Source organism: Micromonospora sp. RHAY321, assembly GCF_023896955.1.
In the GTDB taxonomy this organism is placed as follows: domain Bacteria; phylum Actinomycetota; class Actinomycetes; order Mycobacteriales; family Micromonosporaceae; genus Micromonospora.
Genome location: NZ_JAMHIW010000008.1, coordinates 18,186 through 33,628 on the forward strand (window position 1 = coordinate 18,186; position 15,443 = coordinate 33,628).

A 15,443-nucleotide genomic window follows, 5' to 3' on the forward strand; every position below is an offset into this window, starting at 1 on the left:
TCGCGAGGAACCCGGGGACCGCGCAGGCGGCCTCGAGGAAGGAGACAGTGATGGTGGAGTCCACTCCCAACGAGGTGACCGCGCTGTACGGCGGCCCGGCCACCCGACGGGTCCGTACCCGTGACCTGATCGCCGCCAAGGAGCGCGGCGAGCGGTGGCCGATGCTCACCTCGTACGACCAGTACACCGCGGGAATCTTCGACCAGGCCGGCGTTCCGGTGCTGCTGGTCGGCGACTCGGCCGCGAACAACGTGTTCGGCTACGAGACCACCCTGCCGGTCACCGCCGACGAACTGCTCCCCCTGGTACGGGCCGTCGTGCGGGCCACCCGGCAGTCACTGATCGTCGGTGACCTGCCGTTCGGCTCGTACGAGGAGGGCCCGACCCAGGCGCTGCGCACCGCCGTGCGGTTCATGAAGGAGGGCGGCTGCCACGCGGTGAAGCTGGAGGGCGGCCGCCGCTGCGCCGCGCAGATCGCCGCGATCGTCGGCGCCGGCATTCCGGTGATGGCACACATCGGCTTCACCCCGCAGAGCGAGCACACCCTGGGCGGCTACCGGGTGCAGGGCCGGGGCGACGCCGCCGACGAGGTGCTGGCCGACGCCCGCGCGGTGGCCGAGGCGGGCGCGTTCGCGGTGGTGCTGGAGATGGTGCCGGGTGAGGTGGCCAAGCGGATCACCCACGAGCTGTCGATCCCCACGGTCGGCATCGGGGCCGGACCGGACACCGACGCGCAGGTGCTGGTCTGGCAGGACATGGCTGGCCTCCGTACCGGGAAGGCACCACGCTTCGTGAAGCGGTACGCGGACCTGGCCGGCGCACTGACCGACGCCACCCGCCGGTTCGCCGACGAGGTCCGTGGCGGCGAGTTCCCGTCCACCGAGCACACCTTCTAGGACGATCCGCGGCGGCGGGCCGGCCGGCGCGAGTTACTCTCGCCGGTCGGCCCCGTCACGGACCGATCGATCACCACGACTGGCTTTGTCGTACACCTGTTCTAGTCTCGGTTCGTGGTCGAGGAGTTGGCGCAGGCGGAGGACGCGGTGGCGGCCTGCCTCGACGTGGCCACCTGGGCCGCGGCGGAGCACGAGCTGATCGCGGCGCTCGACGCCGCGCACCGGCTTGAGCAGCGCTTGGCGGCCGTGCAACTGGCCCTGGTGCGCGAGCTGGACGGTCGGGGCACCGCCGTCGCCCAGGGCGCGTCCTCGACTGCGGTCTGGCTACGCGACCGGCTGCGGCTGACCGTTCCTGCCGCACGTCGCCTGGTGAACCTCGCCGGCACGCTGGATGCCGCCGCCCCCGGGATACGCCGCGCGTTGGCCGACGGGGACATCAGCCTGGAGCAGGCCCAGGTCATCGGCGACACCGCCAGCACCGTGCACGCCGCCGCCGGCGCCGAGGCCGCCGACAAGGCCGTCGGCGTGCTGGTCGAGTGGGCCGGGCAGTTCGATCCCGCTCTGCTGCGCAGGCTGGGCACGCGGATCCTCGACCACGTCGCCCCGGACATCGCCGAAGCGGCGGCCCGGGCCGCGTTGGAGGCCGAGGCCCACCGGTCGGCCCGAGACCGTCACCTCACCCTGTCCGAGCTGCACGATGGCCGCCTCCGGCTGACCGGCAGCCTGGATGCCGAGACGGCCAGCCTGCTCCGCGCCGCGATCGACCCGTTGACGGCACCATCGGGCCCGGACGACCCGCGCACTCCCGGGCAACGCCGCCACGACGCGCTCGCCGACCTCTGTCGGCTCACCCTGCGCACCGGGCAGCTACCCGAGCATGGCGGCGAGCCCGCCCAGATCGTCGTCACCACCAATTTCGACGGCCTGCTCCGGCAGCTCGACGCCGGAACCCTGGACACCGGCGTCCGCCTCACCCCCGAAACGGTCCGCCGGCTCTCCTGTGACGCGGCCATCCTGCCCGCCGTCCTCGGCGGTGCCGGTCAACTGCTCGACGTGGGCCGGCAACGCCGCCTCATCACCGGGCCGCTACGGCGCGCTCTGGTCCTGCGCGACCGCGGCTGCGCCTTCCCTGGCTGCGACCGCCCGCCCCGCTGGTGCGACGCCCACCACATCCGACACTGGGCGGACGGCGGCGACACCAGCCTGGGAAACGCGGTGCTGCTCTGCGCACACCACCACCGGCACATCCACCACGGCGACTGGACCGTCCGCCTGGACGGCGACGGTCGCCCGGAGTTCGTCCCGCCGGCCTGGCTCGACCCCGACCGACTCCCCCGCCGCAACCAGTACCACCGGCGAACGTGAGCACAACCGCCAAGCAACGATCACAGCCGCAGGCCAACGTGAGCCCGGCGCTCATCTGACGCGGGCCGGCTCGGCGGTGGGCCGAATCGCGAGTCGGTGGGCTCAGAGGTCGGTGACGCGGATGCCGGCGTGGGCCTTGTAGCGCTTGTTGATGGCGATCAGGTTGGCCGTGAACGCCTCGATCTGGTGGGCGTTGCGCAGCCGGCCGGCGTAGATGCCCCGCATGCCGGGGATCCGGGCGGCGAGCGCACCGACCACGTCGACCAGCTCGCGGTCCTCGGTGCAGATCAGCACGTCCAGGTCGATGGTCTCGACCTCGGGGTCGGCCAGCAGCGGGGCGCTGACGTGGTTGAACGCCGCGCAGACCCGGGAGTCGGGCAGGAGCGCGGCGGCCTGCTGCACGGCGCTGCCCTCGGCGACGGTCAGCGCGTACGGGCCCTGCTTGTCGAAGCCGAGCGGGTTGACGCAGTCGACGACGATCGTGCCGGCGAGCGGCTCGGCGAGGGAGGCGACGGTGGCGGCGTGCCCTTCCCACGGCACCGCGATGATCACCACGTCGCTGCGGCGGGCCACCTCGTCGTTGGCCGCACCGGTGATGTCGACGTCGGCGGGCATCCGGGGCAGCGCGGCGATCTCGGCGGCGGACTCGGCGGCCCGTTCCGCGGAGCGGGAACCGATGAGCACCGTCTGCCCGGCCCGGGCGAGGCGGTAGGCGAGACCGCGCCCCTGGTCGCCGGTGCCACCGATGATGCCGACCGTCAGCCCGGACACGTCGGGCAGCGTGCTCGCGTCGTATGCCATGGGCTCATCCTCGCAAACCGCCCGGTCCGGCAGCAGCGCCAGCCGCTGTGAGAATCCCCGCTGCCACCCGCCCGCCGACCCGGGCCAGCTCGAAACGTGCCTGCCGGCAGCCCGGCCAGGCCAACGTCGGACCAGAACGGCGTGGCGGACGGTTCAGGCCAGCTCGAACTGGATCGTGCGGGCAGCCGGGTCGGCGGTGACCAGCCGGACCCGGACCCGTTCGCCGAGCGGTAGTTGGCCGAGGCAGCGGCCGCGTACCGGTGGGGAGTCCAGGGCGACCGTGCCGCCGGGCGGGCGGGGGCGGGACCGGCCGTTGGGCGGGGGGTCCACATCCAGTACGGCCGCGTCGAAGGTCTCCCCCACCCGGTCCGCCAGCAGCACCGCCTCGGCCAGCTCGACCGCGCCCCGGCTGGCCGCTGAGGCGGTCCGGTCGGTCGTGGCCATCACCTCCGGCAGCCGGGGCAGCGCGGCGCGTGCCCAGTCGGGCACCGGTCGACCCGCGTGCAGGGCCAGGCAGACCTCGGTGGCGTACCGGTCGGCCAGGCGCCGCAGCGGCGCCGTGACGTGGGCGTACGCGGCGGCCACCCCGCCGTGCTCCGGCTGCTCCGGCACCGTCCCGTCGAACGCCGTGTACGCGGCGCCGCGCATCAGCTCGGCAGCCTGGTCGATGAACGCGGCGGCACGCGGCTGGGCGGGGTCCAGCCCGGCGATCACCTCGCCCGGGCCCGCGCCGTCCGGCCAGTGCACGCCCAGTGGCGTTGCGGCCGCCCGCAGCCGTTGCACGGCCTCCGGCTTCGGCGCGGGCATGGTGCGCAGCAGGCCGACCCGGCCGGCCAGCATGATGTCGGCGGCGGCCATCCCGGTCAGCAGGGAGATCTGCGCGTTGTGCTCCTCCATGGGCACCGGACCACGCAGCACCAGCCGCCAACCGTCGCCGTCGGGCTCGACGTCCTGCTCGGGCAGGGGCAGGTTGATCGCGCCACGCCGCAGGCCCCGAGCGGTCAGCCGGTCGCCGATCTCGGGCAGCAGCGCGATCGGGTCAGGAAGTCGCCCGGCGTCGGCTGCCGCCTGCACACCCGAGTAGTCGAGTTTGGCCCGGCTGCGGACCAGGGCGCGTTCCAACTCGACGGCCACGGTGCCGCCGTCGGCGTCCAGGTCGATGGTCCACACCACGGCGGCCCGGTCGTCGTCGGGCAGCAGGCTGGCCGCGCCTTCGCTGAGCGTCAGCGGGTGCAACGGCACGTGGCCGTCCGGTAGGTAGACGGTCTGCCCCCGTCGCCAGGTCTCCGCCTCCAGCGCGCCGCCCGGGTCGACGTGGGCGGCGACGTCCGCGATCGCGTACCGCACGCGGTAGCCGCCACCCGGACGGCGGGCGAGGTGCATCGCCTGGTCCAGGTCCCGCGACGTGGCGGGGTCGACCGTGACGAACGGTACGTCGGTGCGGTCGACGGGCGGCCGCGGCGGCGCGGCGGCGGCCTCGTCGGCCTCACGTTGGGCATCGGCCGGGAAGCCCTCGGGCAGGCCGAGCTCGCGGCGCAGCGCGCCGAAGTCGATGCGGGGCGCGAGTACGCGTCGGATGACCACGGGTCAATCCTGACAGTGCCGCCGGTGATCCGCTTCCCGTGACCGGCCGAGATATCCGACCGGCACACGGAGCAACTACCTCCGGCCCGCTTGGGCGAACCGATGCCCGGACAGGGTCAGCCGGTCGCCTTCCGTGCGGTGGTCCGCGTACCGCGAGGGGCGGTGGCGCGCGCGGCGGCCGGACGGGCCGGCGACTTGCGGGCGGTCACCTTGCGGGCTGGCGCCTTGGCCGCGACGGTCTTCTTCGCCGGCGCCTTCTTCGCCGCCGCCTTGCGGGTGGCGGTCGACGACGTGCCGGTCGCCTTCGCGGCCGGTGCCTTCTTCGCCGGGGCCTTGCGGGCGCCGCCGCTCGGGCGGGTGGCTGCGGTCTTCTTCGCGGGCGCCTTCGTGGCCGTCGTCTTCTTCGCCGCGGTCTTCTTGGCGACCGTCTTCTTCGCGGTGGACGCCTTGGTCGCGGTCTTGCGCGCCGGTGCCGTCGCCGCGGTGGTCGTCTTCTTCGCCGCGGCGGTGGTCCGCTTCGCCGCGGCGCTGGTCGTCTTCTTCGCGGCGCCGGTGGTCTTCTTCGCGGCGGCGGTCGTCTTCTTCGCCGTGCCGGTGGTCTTCTTCGCCGCGGCGGTGGTCTTCTTCGCCGCGGACGCCGGGGTCCGCTTCGCGGCGGCGGTCGTCTTGCGGGTGGTGGCCGAGGTCTTCGCCGGGGCCTTCTTCGCGGCGGTGGAGGCCTTGGTCGTGGCCTTCTTCGCGGGGGCCTTCGCGGCCGTGGTGGTCTTCTTGGCCGGGGCACGCCCCGCCCCGCCGGCTGCCTTCCTGGCCGGTGCCTTCGCCGCCGCCGCACCGGCGGTGGACTTGCGCACGGGGGTGGTCCGGCTCGCTCCCGTGTTCCGCTCCGCCGCGGCGGTCTTCTTCGCGGTGGTACGTCGGGCGGCCGGGCGGGTGGTGGCCTGCTGTGCTTCGGCCATCTCGGTTCCCTCCTTGGGGACGTGCTCTCGCGTGTCTCCTCGCGGAGCACGGAGTACCTCGGCGCGGGCCGTCCCGCGCCGTCTACCTGTCCTCCCCGGCCCAACGGGCGTCCTCGGCCTCCCACGCCTCGTTACGCTCCTGCACGCGCTGCAGGGCGTTCTCCGCGTCGGCCGCCGAGTCGTACGGGCCGAGGACGTGCTTCGCCGGGCACACGTCGGCGTCCGTCTCGACCCGGTGGTGCCGGGTGCACCAGTAGAACTGCCCACCACGTCCGCTGTCGCTCATGGGAATCACTGTGCACCGCGAACTGACCAGCCGCCACCGGATCACGCAAGTCGCCGACCTTCTCCACAGTAGAGCCGGTCCCGGCGCCCCGGGCCGGAACAGCGAAAAGATGCGCAGGCCGGGACGCTTCGCCGCCGCCGGTCGTCGGCTGAACGGCCAGTTCCCGCGCACACGCGGCTGGGGCAGGATCGGTCCCCGTGATCAACACGGTGACCGGCGCGGGGGCGTGCCCGGGGTGTGGGGCCAGCACGGCGTCCGTACGCGACGCGGTGCCCTGGTGCCCCCGCTGCGAGTGGAATCTGGACACCTACGACCCGGTGCGGCGTGAACGCGAGTTCGGCTGGACCTGGGTCGACCGGTGGACCTACCGGATGGCGTTCCGGGCGACCGGGCAGCAGTTCACCCGGTTGGTCGGGCGGCCGCTGGGTGCCAATGGTTCCAGCGGTGCCCGGACGCTGACGGCGGTGGCGTCACTGGTGCTGGTCGCCGCGGTGCTCGCGCTCGCGGTCACCGGTGTGTGGTTGATCGTGGCCTTCCCCTTCCCCAACCTGGCGATCCTGCCCGGGGTGGCGATGGTCGGTCTGGCGGTCGCGCTGCGGCCCCGGTTCGGCCGGCTCGACCCCGAGTTGGAGGTGCTCTCCCCGGACCGGGCACCGGAGCTGTTCGCGCTGATCGGCGAGGTGGCGGCGGCGATCGGGGCACCGGTGCCGGACGTGGTCGGCGTCGACGACGACATCAACGCGTACGCGACCGTGGTCGGGTTGCGGCGCCGGAAGGTGCTGGGTCTCGGGCTGCCGCTGTGGGGCTCGCTCACCGCCGGCGAGCGGGTGGCGTTGCTCGGCCACGAACTCGGCCACTTCGTCAACGGCGACCCGCGCCGAGGGCTGCTCACCCAGCCCGCGTTCACCATGCTCGGCTCGGCGGCCGACCTGTTCCGACCGGTGCGCACCAGTGTCGGAGCCGGGTTGGTGGAGATGCTGGGCGACGCGATCGGCCGTGCGTTCCAGTGGATGATGTCCCGGGCGCTGTTCGTCGCCTACCTGCTGCTGGTGAGCGTGGCGTTGCGGGACAGCCAGCGCGCCGAGTACCTCGCCGACGAACTGGCCGCCAAGGCGGCCGGCACGACGGGCGCGACCAACGTCCTCGACGCCCTGCTCGCCGGCGAATCGCTGGCACTCGCGGTGCGCCGGGAGACCAGGGCGGGACACGGCCCGGACCGGTGGCGTTCCGCGCTGGCCGAGGCTCGCGCGGCGAGCGCCGATCGGCTGCCGCTGCTGCGCCAACTGTCCGTCCGCGACGAGGCGTCGCTGTTCGCCGCCCACCCGCCGACCGGGCTGCGCCGCCGGATGCTCGCCGGCCGGCCGTGGCAGGACCCGGCGGTGGTGCTCACCGAGGCCCGGCTGGAGCGCATCGACGCCGAACTGGCCCGGGAGTACGAGCGCTTCCGCCGTACCGTCAGCTGGTCGGCCTGACGCCGGACGTGTCGTCGCGCAACGGCGGCGGCCACGGGGTCGCGGCCTATGATCGCCGGATGGCGGTACCGGACTACATCCTGCGGATGCGCAAGCACGTCGGTCACGACCTGCTCTGGCTGCCCAGCGTCAGCGCGGTGGTCCGCAACGACGCCGGTGAGCTGCTGCTCGGTCAGCGCGCCGACGACGGGCGCTGGTCGGTGATCAGCGGGTTCGTCGAGCCGGGCGAGCAGCCGGCCGCCGCGCTCGTGCGCGAGGTGCAGGAGGAGACGGGTCTGGACGTGGCGCCGGTGCGGCTGTCCAGCGCCGTCTCGCACCCGCACACCTATCCCAACGGGGACCGCTGCGAATACCTCAACCTGGGCTTCCTGTGCCGGGTGGTCGCCGGGACCGCCCGGGTCAACGACGACGAGTCGCTGGCCGTGCGGTGGTTCCCGATGGACCGGCTGCCCGAGCTGGACGCCCACGCCCTGCTGGTCATCGCCTACGCGCTGCGCGACAACCAGACGGCCGGTTTCCTGCCGCCGGGCACCACCTGGGACGACGTGCCCGCCTGAGCCCACGGGTCAGACCGGTGACGGGGCCGGCGCGAGGGCGACCGGCGCGGTGGGTTCCGACCGGGCCGCCCGGATGGTGTACGCGAGCGCGTACGGCGTGCACGCCAGGTAGAGCATGGGCTCCACCAGCAGCTGGTCGGTGATCAGGAAGATCTCCCACCGTGTGGGCCGGGGCAGGCCGAAGTTCCAGTCGGTCCAGCAGGCGAAGAGCCACAGCGGCGCCGAGATCCGGTCGACGGTGTCCGGCGGTGATCCCGCCGCCACGGCACCGGAGCCGGGAATGTTTCCGACCACGAAGAGGATCACGGCGAGGTCGGCGACGACGAGTGCGCCGAGGAGTCCGAGCCACCAGGCCGCCCGGACGCGTCCCCGCGCGGCGAGGGCCGCCACCGCCCAGAGGACCAGCGTCAGGCCGGCCAGCCAGAGCAGCAGACCGGGCACGGTGCGGGCCAGGCCCTCGGCGGGAAGGACGTATCCGGCCAGGGCCAGGGCCGCGCCGATGGGCAGCACCACGCCGAGAGCGATGCGCAGCGGGCCGCCGAGCACGGTGTGCCGTGCCCAGCGGGTGGCGGAGACCGCCAGCAGCACCGCCAGCCCGGCGGTCAGGGCCGACCAGAGCGGCAACTGCACCTGCGGCAGCAGCAGCCAGTTGAAGACCACGTTCATCAGGACCGCGCTGACGACCACGATCCCGATGCAGGCGAGCGGGGCCAGCAGCAACGCGGCCGCCGTACGGCGGGCCCGTCGGTGCATCATGGCGCGATCGACCAGCGGGGAGCCCGCCCGGCTGACGGCGAGACTCACGGCGAAGCCCAGCATCCTCGTTCGGCGCCCGCTCGCGGCGAGCACGTGCACCTCGGCGTCCCACTCGCGGTGCAGATCGTCGCGGAGGTCGGCCGGCCAGCGTCGCGCGGCGATCGCCAGCAACATCTCGGCGGCCCGGCGGGTCACCATGCCGGCGCCTCGCTGGGACCGGCGCCGCCCCAGGAGGGACGACCGTCAGGAATGGCGGCGCGCAGGTCGGCGAGCGTCCGACGGGCTTCGGCCACCCCTTCGGCGGTGAGCCGGTAGTAGCGGCGGGCTGGTCGGCCCGCCGCCACCGGATCGATGGCCTCCCAGTCGGCGGCCAGCCAACCGGCCGCCCGCAGTCGGTGCAGCACCGGATAGAGGGTGCCGCTGGGCAGGCCCGTCATTCGCATCAGGTCCAGCCCGTACCGCTCCGCGTCGGGCTCGGCGAGCAACGCCGCCAGGACCTTGGCGACCGGGATGGTGATCCGCATCCGACCACTGTATCGGAACTCTACATAGGGGTGGGGACCCGTTCGACGGGGATCCACAGCTCCGCGTCCGCGTGGCCGCCGTCCGGCGACACGCGCACCCGCGAGATCTCCGGACCGGGCCGGCTGCGGTACGGGTTGGACGGGAACCACTGGGTGAACACGTCCCGCCACAGGAACTGCACCGCCTGCGGGAACGCGCCGGACGTCGTGAACACCGCCCACGTCCCGGCCTGCACAGGCAGTGCGTCCAGGTCAGCCGGCACCGCTGCACCGGTCACGACGCCGTGCCAGTAGTCCAGCTCGGTGCCCTCCGCGCGGCTGTCGGCGAGGTTGTCGCTGACGTTGACGATCCCGGCCGGCTCCTGGTCCGAGAGCGCCTCGATCCGTTCCACCGTCTCCCGGTCGATGCCGCGGATGAACGCGACGATCGCCGGGTTCATCCCCTCGTGCACCAGCGGAACCCGCGCCCTGCGCCCCACCAGGGCGAACGCGTCCTTGTCGACGATTCGATACTCCATGCTGCCGCTCCCTTCGACGGTCAGTCGGAAGGACATCCGGGGCTGGGAGCGCAGCGCGGCGCCCGTACGCCGGGCCTCGCCGGGCCCCACGCCGTGCACGCCGTGGAACGCCCGGGCGAACGCCTCCGCCGAGCCGTAGCCGTAGTGCACCGCGATGTCGAGCAGCGTCCGCTCCCCCGCCAGCACGTCCGCGCCGGCGACGGTGAGCCGACGCCGCCGGATGTACTCCGACAGCGGGATGCCGGCCAGCGCGGAGAACAACCGCCGGAAGTGGTACTCCGAGGTCAGCGCGATCCGCGCCAGGTCGGCCACCTCGATCCGTTGGTCGAGGTGACGCTCGATGTGCGCCATCGCCTCGTTGAGCCGCTCCAGCACCCGGGTCTCCTTCCCTCTCGAACAATCACGCTAGGCGGCGGGGCAGGTGGCCCACCCGACAACCGGTGCCCGCAACGGTCGGGTCGGTCTCCGGGGGCGGCGGCCCGCCGGAACGGCCCTCCGCGGACCGGCTGATCGACCGGTATGAGCGTCCAAGCGGTGACGGCAGACTCGCACGGGTGACCTACCCCCCGCCGCAGGACCCGTGGCAGCAGCCGTCGGATCCACCGACCCAACAGCTTCCCGTGCTGCCGCCGTACGGCCAGCCAGCGTCCACGATGCCCGCGCCCGGCGCGCACGGCGCACCGACGGATGGTCGCAAGCCCGTCAGCCGAGGCCGGAAGGTCCTCATCGGATTCCTCGGCCTGGTCGTCCTCTGCTGCTGCGGAGGCGGCATCGTCGCCACCCTGACCGACTCCGGCGACGATCGACCCGCCGCGACGGCGACCACCGCCCGTGGGCAGTTGGTCGAGGAGTCGTCGTCCGCCGCCGAACCGGACGTTCCGTCGCCCAGCCCTCTCGTGCCGACGCGCACAGCGAGCCCATCGCCGCAGCCGAGCCCCACCCGGACCGGCCCGAGGCCGACCCCGACCCGGAGCAGCCCCAAGCCGACGCCGAAGCTCACCACCGGCGCGCCTCGGACCACCGAGCCCGCGGAGCCGATCGTCCGCACCGGGGTACGCCCGGGGGCGTTCTGCAAACCCGCTGGCGCACTCGGCCGGACCAGCTCAGGCAAGCTGATGGTGTGCCGAACGACCTCCAGCGACAACCGACTCCGCTGGCGTGCCCCGCTCTAGTGTCCCGCCCGGCCTCCGGTGTCGTACTCTGGCGGACTTTGATTGTGTGGGCACCGGCTCTTCCGCGACTGGCTGCGATCGCATCCCGACGACCGCGAGCTGTACGCCACGACCAAGCGGCGCCTCGCGCGGGACACCGCGCACCGACCCGGCGACTACAGCCTGGCGAAGAACGCCGTCATCGACGAGATCTACGGGCGCATCTTCGCCGCCTCAGAGGCAGCCGAAGGGTAGTCGAGCGGACCGAGGGCGGTCAGCGCGCCGGCTGTTGCATGATCCAGGTGGGCAGCGGCTCGGAGAAGGAGTCCGCCACCTCCCAGCCGGCGCGGCGGTACAGCTCGACGTTGACGGGGTTGCTGGTTTCGAGGATCGCCGGCAGACCGTCCGCCGCGGCGCGGCGCAGCCCGACACCCATGACGGCGCGGCCCCACCGACGACCGGCGTTGTCCGGGTGGGTACCCAGGACACCGAGGTACCAGAAGGGGGCGTCCGGCAGTGCGGCGTGCACGGCCTCGTCGTAGGCGACGACGCGGGCCAGCACGTCGGCGGGGAGATGAGCGGCAAGGGCGTCCTCGCGCGATTCGGGAGAGGCTGCCGGGGGTTCCCAGATGGCGACCGAGGCGCCGCGCCCGACCGTCCAGATCGTCTCCCTGTGCACCCGCTTGTCGAAGAGGTACCCGAAGAAGGCGGCGGCGTACTGCGGATAGGTCTCCTCGGCCGGGAACAGGTACCGCAGGACGGGATCGGTGGCGAACGCGGCGACCAGAGCGCCGACAACCGCGTCACGGTCCGCCGGGGTGGCGACCGTGATCTCAGGTGCTGTCACAGCAGGCGATGCTATCGGTCACCGGCGGGTGGCGGGAAGGGCGTCGCGGGACACGGCCGTCCACCGTGTCAGCGGGTCGGCTCAGCCGAACGTCAACGCGTACGCCTCGGCGCCGGGTTCGCCGAACGTGATCTCCAGGGTCCGTTCGCGGACCGCGTCGTGCTGGCGTACGAGCTGGTGGAGGCGACCTTCCCGGAGCAGACCGTTGCCGTCCTCGTCGACGTCGACGCCGTGTGACGGGCCCGGAGGTTCGCCGTCGAGGAGCACCCGGAACGGGATGGCCTCACCAGCTCCGGGAGACAGCACGAGATGCGCGTCGCGTGCGTGGAACCGGTAGGCGATGCTCCCGCCGGCCTGGCCCAGCACGGCGTTCTCGGAGCCGATCGTCCACTCCCCCGCGAGGGCCCACTGGTTGAGGGCCAGGCTCTCGGGGACCTCGTAGGCGCGGCGCTCGTCGAGCGCGGCGCCGTTCGGCGACGCGAAGTGTTCGCCGCGCTGGAAACCGAGGTACGTCTCGGGCGTACGCAGGTGAGCCCAGTCAGCCTCCGCCTCCACGCCGCGCCCTTCGACTCCGACGAGGTCGCGCTCGATGCCGAGCAGTTGCTGGATGACGCGCTCGGACTGCTCGTAGCGTCCCTCGCCGAAGTGGTTGTCGCGGATGACGCCGTCCGTGTCGACGAAGTAGAGCGCAGGCCAGTAGTGGTTGTCGAAGGCGCTCCAGACCCCGTAGTCGTTGTCGACCGCGACCGGGTAGTCGATTCCGCGCGCCGTGATCGCCTGTCGCACCCAGCCGGTCTCGTGCTCGAACGAGAACTCCGGCGTGTGGACTCCGACGACGACCAGCCCGTCGTCGCGGTATGCCTGCGACCACGCGCGGACGTACGGCTCCTGGCGCAGCCAGTTGATGCAGGTCAGCGTCCAGAAGTTCACGAGGACGACGCGGCCGCGCAGCTCGGCGGGGCCGAGCGGCTCGGAGTTGAGCCACTCGGTCGCCCCGTCGAACGTGGGCAGGTGCGGACGGCCGGACACGGTCATCTAGCGGAGCGACCGGAAGGCGGCACGCATCTCTTCCGAGAAGATCTGCGGCTGTTCCCAGGCCGCGAAGTGCCCGCCCCTGTCGAGCCTGTTGTAGTGGATGAGATTGGGATACGCCTGCTCGGCCCAACTCTTCGGAGCCTGGTACAGCTCGTCGGGGAACACGCTCACGGCGACCGGGATGGTGACCCCCTTGGTTGCGAAGAAGGAGAGCTGGTTCTCCGCGTACAGACGAGCCGCGGAAACCCCGGTGTTCGTCAGCCAGTAGAGCGAGATGTTGTCGAGGAGGTCCTCCGGCGTGATGCCTCGGGGCTGCCCTGCGACGGACTCGGTGATGAGCTTCAGGCTGGCCACGTCATGGTCGAGCATGTACGCCGCCAGGGCGACGGGCGAATCCGCCAACCCGGTCAGCGTCTGCGCACGCCCCATCTCGATGGCGTAGCCGGAGTGCTTCCAGAAGAAGTCCGCCTGCTCGCACGCACGCCTCTCCTCGTCGGAGAGATTGGACGGGAGTGAGTCGAGCGGGGTGTTCGCACCGGTGATACCGGACTGGAGCAGCGCGTCGATGTCGGGTGGGAACACGCCGGGCATGTTGGTGTGAATGCCGATCAGTTCCTGGGGCGCCTGCACACCCATCAACTCGGTGATGAGCGCGCCCCAGTCGCCGCCCTGCGCCACGTACCGCGTGTAGCCCAGGCGCTTCATCAACTCGATCCAGGCGGTCGCGATGTGTTGCGGGTCCCAGCCGGGCATGCTCGGCTTGCCCGAGAAGCCATAGCCGGGCATCGACGGGATCACCAGATGGAAGGCGTCCGAGGCACTCGCGCCATGCGCGGTGGGATTCGTGAGCGGGTCGATGATCTTCAGCTGTTCGATCACCGAGCCGGGCCATCCGTGCGTGACGAGGAGCGGCAGGGCGTCTTCGTGCTTCGAACGGACGTGGATGAAGTGGATGTCCAGCCCGTCGATCTGGGTGATGAACTGCGGTAGGGCGTTCAGTCTCGCCTCGACCTTGCGCCAGTCGTAGTCCTTCTCCCAGTAACGCGCGAGCGCCTGCATCGTCGCCAGCGGTACGCCCTGCGACTGATCCGGTACGGTTTCCTTCTCAGGCCAGCGGGTGGCCGCGATACGCGCCCGCAACGCCTTCAGATCCGACTCCGGCACTTCCACCGTGAACGGCCGGATCTCCGTGGTGCCTGGGCGCGCTTCGGTCTTGACAGCCATGCGTGCTCCCTCTCATCTGAGTTCACTGGAGGTCGAGCGGGCATTTCTGCTCTCTTGACTGCACAAACGGGACGGCCCGACTCGTGCCTCCCGAAGGCCACTTCGGTTCGAGGCGCCGCCCGGCCATGTCTGCCAGCTCACAGGCGCGCCGCCGCCATATGTCGAAGCCTAGAACGCCTCGCCCCTTGACCGCGGGCATACGAGCAGTCCTCAGTGCCCGTTACCCAAACCTGGTCCCGCGAGTGGTTGCGGCGGAATGGCAGGTTTGGCCATCCCGACGGCGGGGATGCGCGCCTGTGCACATCGACATAAACGAGCCGAATGCCGCCGAACGGTTCTGGGAAGGGATGCAGGAAGTAGCCGCTGCCGCCAGGAAGCACCAGGATTACGATCTGTACAGGGCCATTGTCAAGATTGGCAGGGCAGCCCTGGCTCAAGGCGTCGAACTGGTGCCAACCGGCGGACTGTTCCTCCAATGTCCGGTCTGTGAGGCCCTGCCAGGCCAACGGTGCATCAACATTCCCGGCCACCCACTACACGGCAACATCCTCCACCCCCGACGCTTCGAGTTGGCCGAGAAGGCGATAAAGGGGGAAGTGCCTCCTCCCATTCCCCTCAGCTGATGTCCGGCGCATGACCGACGGCCGCCACGCTGACACCGTAGGGCTTGGCCGAGCGCCAGGATATTGTTGGAGGGGCCGAGCGGGAATGGGATGGGTTGACACGTTTCCACCAACCCGCTCCCGCCGTCCCCACCGTTGACTGGGAAGCTGAGCTTGTGGTGGTGCTGGCTGTTGGTACCCGTCCGGCGAGCGGCTATCAGGTGACCATCGAACGGTTGACCGTCACGGATCGCCAGCTACATGTCAGCGCCTGGGAGGAAAGGAATGGAGGCGCCGCATTGGATATCGTCACCAACCCGGTTCATGCTGTCGCCATGCCGCTGCACGACCTTGGCGATGACCTGCACCTCGTCCAGCGCATCACCCTGTGGACGGACAACTAGAAGCAGCAGGTGGGCGACGGACGAGTCGACCTGTACGCCGGATTCTGTGCGCGACGCGTACCCCGAGGGGTCAGCGCCGGCGGCGGCCATCCATCTCGGCCTACCGTTGCCGGCAGGCTCCAGCGGCCTACCCGCAGACATCGGGCGGGCAGCCCTCAAGCGTCTGCGCGGGGTCGTCATCTTGCGGTGACGGCCCCTACTTGGCCTTGCTCCGGGTGGGGTTTACCGAGCCACCCCGGTCACCCGGGGTGCTGGTGGGCTCTTACCCCACCGTTTCACCCTTACCGTCCCCGTTGGGGTCGGCGGTCTGTTTTCTGTGGCACTTTCCCGCGGGTCACCCCGGGTTGCCGTTAACAACCACCCTGCCCTGTGGAGTCCGGACGTTCCTCGGCGGCGGGCCAGAGCCCGCCGACGCGGCCGCCCGGTCGACTCGTCCGTCGCGCTCTCATCCTAACGACGGGCGGC

18 protein-coding genes and 1 other RNA gene are annotated in these 15,443 nt (G+C 71.9%); 8 read left to right on the forward strand and 11 right to left on the reverse strand.

The genetic code is table 11. The features are described 5' to 3' along the window. The first annotated feature begins 50 nt into the window (after positions 1 to 50). Positions 51 to 896, forward strand: coding sequence for a 3-methyl-2-oxobutanoate hydroxymethyltransferase (gene panB / locus M8C17_RS18450; RefSeq protein ID WP_252417745.1), 846 nt, complete (start codon positions 51 to 53; stop codon positions 894 to 896). A gap of 114 nt (positions 897 to 1,010) precedes the next feature. Continuing rightward, complete coding sequence (locus M8C17_RS18455) at positions 1,011 to 2,261, forward strand: HNH endonuclease signature motif containing protein (protein ID WP_252417746.1); 1,251 nt, start codon at positions 1,011 to 1,013, stop codon at positions 2,259 to 2,261. 102 nt (positions 2,262 to 2,363) lie between these two features. On the opposite strand, the gene npdG is transcribed toward M8C17_RS18455, so the two are convergent. The 4 genes from npdG to M8C17_RS18475 form a co-directional block, all read right to left on the reverse strand. After that, positions 2,364 to 3,062 (reverse strand): NADPH-dependent F420 reductase, encoded by a 699-nt coding sequence (npdG, locus tag M8C17_RS18460; protein WP_252417747.1) that lies wholly within the window; start codon positions 3,060 to 3,062, stop codon positions 2,364 to 2,366. Between the two features lie 153 nt (positions 3,063 to 3,215). Further along, on the reverse strand, positions 3,216 to 4,646 hold the full coding sequence (locus tag M8C17_RS18465) for an RNB domain-containing ribonuclease (protein ID WP_252417748.1): 1,431 nt from the start codon (positions 4,644 to 4,646) through the stop codon (positions 3,216 to 3,218). A gap of 116 nt (positions 4,647 to 4,762) precedes the next feature. Beyond that, the gene (locus M8C17_RS18470; RefSeq protein ID WP_252417749.1) at positions 4,763 to 5,602 is read right to left on the reverse strand and encodes a histone; all 840 of its coding nucleotides are present in this window, start codon (positions 5,600 to 5,602) and stop codon (positions 4,763 to 4,765) included. Between the two features lie 82 nt (positions 5,603 to 5,684). Next, the gene (locus M8C17_RS18475) at positions 5,685 to 5,888 is read right to left on the reverse strand and encodes a hypothetical protein (RefSeq protein ID WP_252417750.1); all 204 of its coding nucleotides are present in this window, start codon (positions 5,886 to 5,888) and stop codon (positions 5,685 to 5,687) included. Between the two features lie 197 nt (positions 5,889 to 6,085). Here M8C17_RS18475 and M8C17_RS18480 point away from each other — a divergent pair, with 197 nt between their 5' ends. Together M8C17_RS18480 and M8C17_RS18485 are read left to right on the forward strand one after the other, a co-directional pair. After that, entirely contained in the window at positions 6,086 to 7,360 is a 1,275-nt protein-coding gene (locus M8C17_RS18480) for a M48 family metallopeptidase (protein WP_252417751.1), read from the forward strand. Between the two features lie 59 nt (positions 7,361 to 7,419). After that, positions 7,420 to 7,917 (forward strand): NUDIX domain-containing protein, encoded by a 498-nt coding sequence (locus M8C17_RS18485; RefSeq protein ID WP_252417752.1) that lies wholly within the window; start codon positions 7,420 to 7,422, stop codon positions 7,915 to 7,917. Positions 7,918 to 7,926: 9 nt separating this feature from the next. Here the strand turns inward: M8C17_RS18485 and M8C17_RS18490 are convergent, their stop codons facing one another. From M8C17_RS18490 to M8C17_RS18500, 3 genes are read right to left on the reverse strand one after another with little or no spacing between them, the layout of a single operon-like run. After that, positions 7,927 to 8,871 (reverse strand): hypothetical protein, encoded by a 945-nt coding sequence (locus M8C17_RS18490; RefSeq protein WP_252417753.1) that lies wholly within the window; start codon positions 8,869 to 8,871, stop codon positions 7,927 to 7,929. After that, complete coding sequence (locus M8C17_RS18495; RefSeq protein ID WP_252417754.1) at positions 8,865 to 9,197, reverse strand: PadR family transcriptional regulator; 333 nt, start codon at positions 9,195 to 9,197, stop codon at positions 8,865 to 8,867. Before M8C17_RS18495 ends, M8C17_RS18490 begins: the two co-directional genes overlap by 7 nt. 20 nt (positions 9,198 to 9,217) lie before the next feature. Further along, positions 9,218 to 10,090: an AraC family transcriptional regulator gene (locus tag M8C17_RS18500; protein ID WP_252417755.1), complete on the reverse strand. Its 873-nt coding sequence runs from the start codon at positions 10,088 to 10,090 to the stop codon at positions 9,218 to 9,220. Positions 10,091 to 10,269: 179 nt separating this feature from the next. Here M8C17_RS18500 and M8C17_RS18505 point away from each other — a divergent pair, with 179 nt between their 5' ends. Together M8C17_RS18505 and M8C17_RS18510 are read left to right on the forward strand one after the other, a co-directional pair. Beyond that, positions 10,270 to 10,887 (forward strand): hypothetical protein, encoded by a 618-nt coding sequence (locus M8C17_RS18505; protein ID WP_252417756.1) that lies wholly within the window; start codon positions 10,270 to 10,272, stop codon positions 10,885 to 10,887. A gap of 42 nt (positions 10,888 to 10,929) precedes the next feature. Then, complete coding sequence (locus M8C17_RS18510) at positions 10,930 to 11,121, forward strand: GrpB family protein (RefSeq protein ID WP_252417757.1); 192 nt, start codon at positions 10,930 to 10,932, stop codon at positions 11,119 to 11,121. Between the two features lie 19 nt (positions 11,122 to 11,140). Here M8C17_RS18510 and M8C17_RS18515 read toward each other — a convergent pair whose 3' ends face one another. From M8C17_RS18515 to M8C17_RS18525, 3 genes are all read right to left on the reverse strand, one after another. Further along, positions 11,141 to 11,713, reverse strand: coding sequence for an N-acetyltransferase (locus M8C17_RS18515; RefSeq protein ID WP_252417758.1), 573 nt, complete (start codon positions 11,711 to 11,713; stop codon positions 11,141 to 11,143). An 81-nt stretch (positions 11,714 to 11,794) separates the two neighbouring features. Next, complete coding sequence (locus M8C17_RS18520; protein WP_252417759.1) at positions 11,795 to 12,742, reverse strand: redoxin family protein; 948 nt, start codon at positions 12,740 to 12,742, stop codon at positions 11,795 to 11,797. Positions 12,743 to 12,748: 6 nt separating this feature from the next. Beyond that, positions 12,749 to 13,972 (reverse strand): epoxide hydrolase family protein, encoded by a 1,224-nt coding sequence (locus M8C17_RS18525; protein ID WP_252417760.1) that lies wholly within the window; start codon positions 13,970 to 13,972, stop codon positions 12,749 to 12,751. A gap of 296 nt (positions 13,973 to 14,268) precedes the next feature. On the opposite strand from M8C17_RS18525, the gene M8C17_RS18530 reads away from it, so the two are divergent. Together M8C17_RS18530 and M8C17_RS18535 are read left to right on the forward strand one after the other, a co-directional pair. Continuing rightward, entirely contained in the window at positions 14,269 to 14,595 is a 327-nt protein-coding gene (locus M8C17_RS18530; RefSeq protein ID WP_252417761.1) for a hypothetical protein, read from the forward strand. Between the two features lie 44 nt (positions 14,596 to 14,639). Then, a complete protein-coding gene (locus M8C17_RS18535) occupies positions 14,640 to 14,978 on the forward strand; it encodes a protease complex subunit PrcB family protein (protein WP_252417762.1) in 339 nt (112 codons plus the stop codon). Between the two features lie 17 nt (positions 14,979 to 14,995). Here the strand turns inward: M8C17_RS18535 and rnpB are convergent. Continuing rightward, an RNA gene (gene rnpB, locus M8C17_RS18540) (RNase P RNA component class A) lies at positions 14,996 to 15,411 on the reverse strand. Positions 15,412 to 15,443 lie beyond the last annotated feature (32 nt).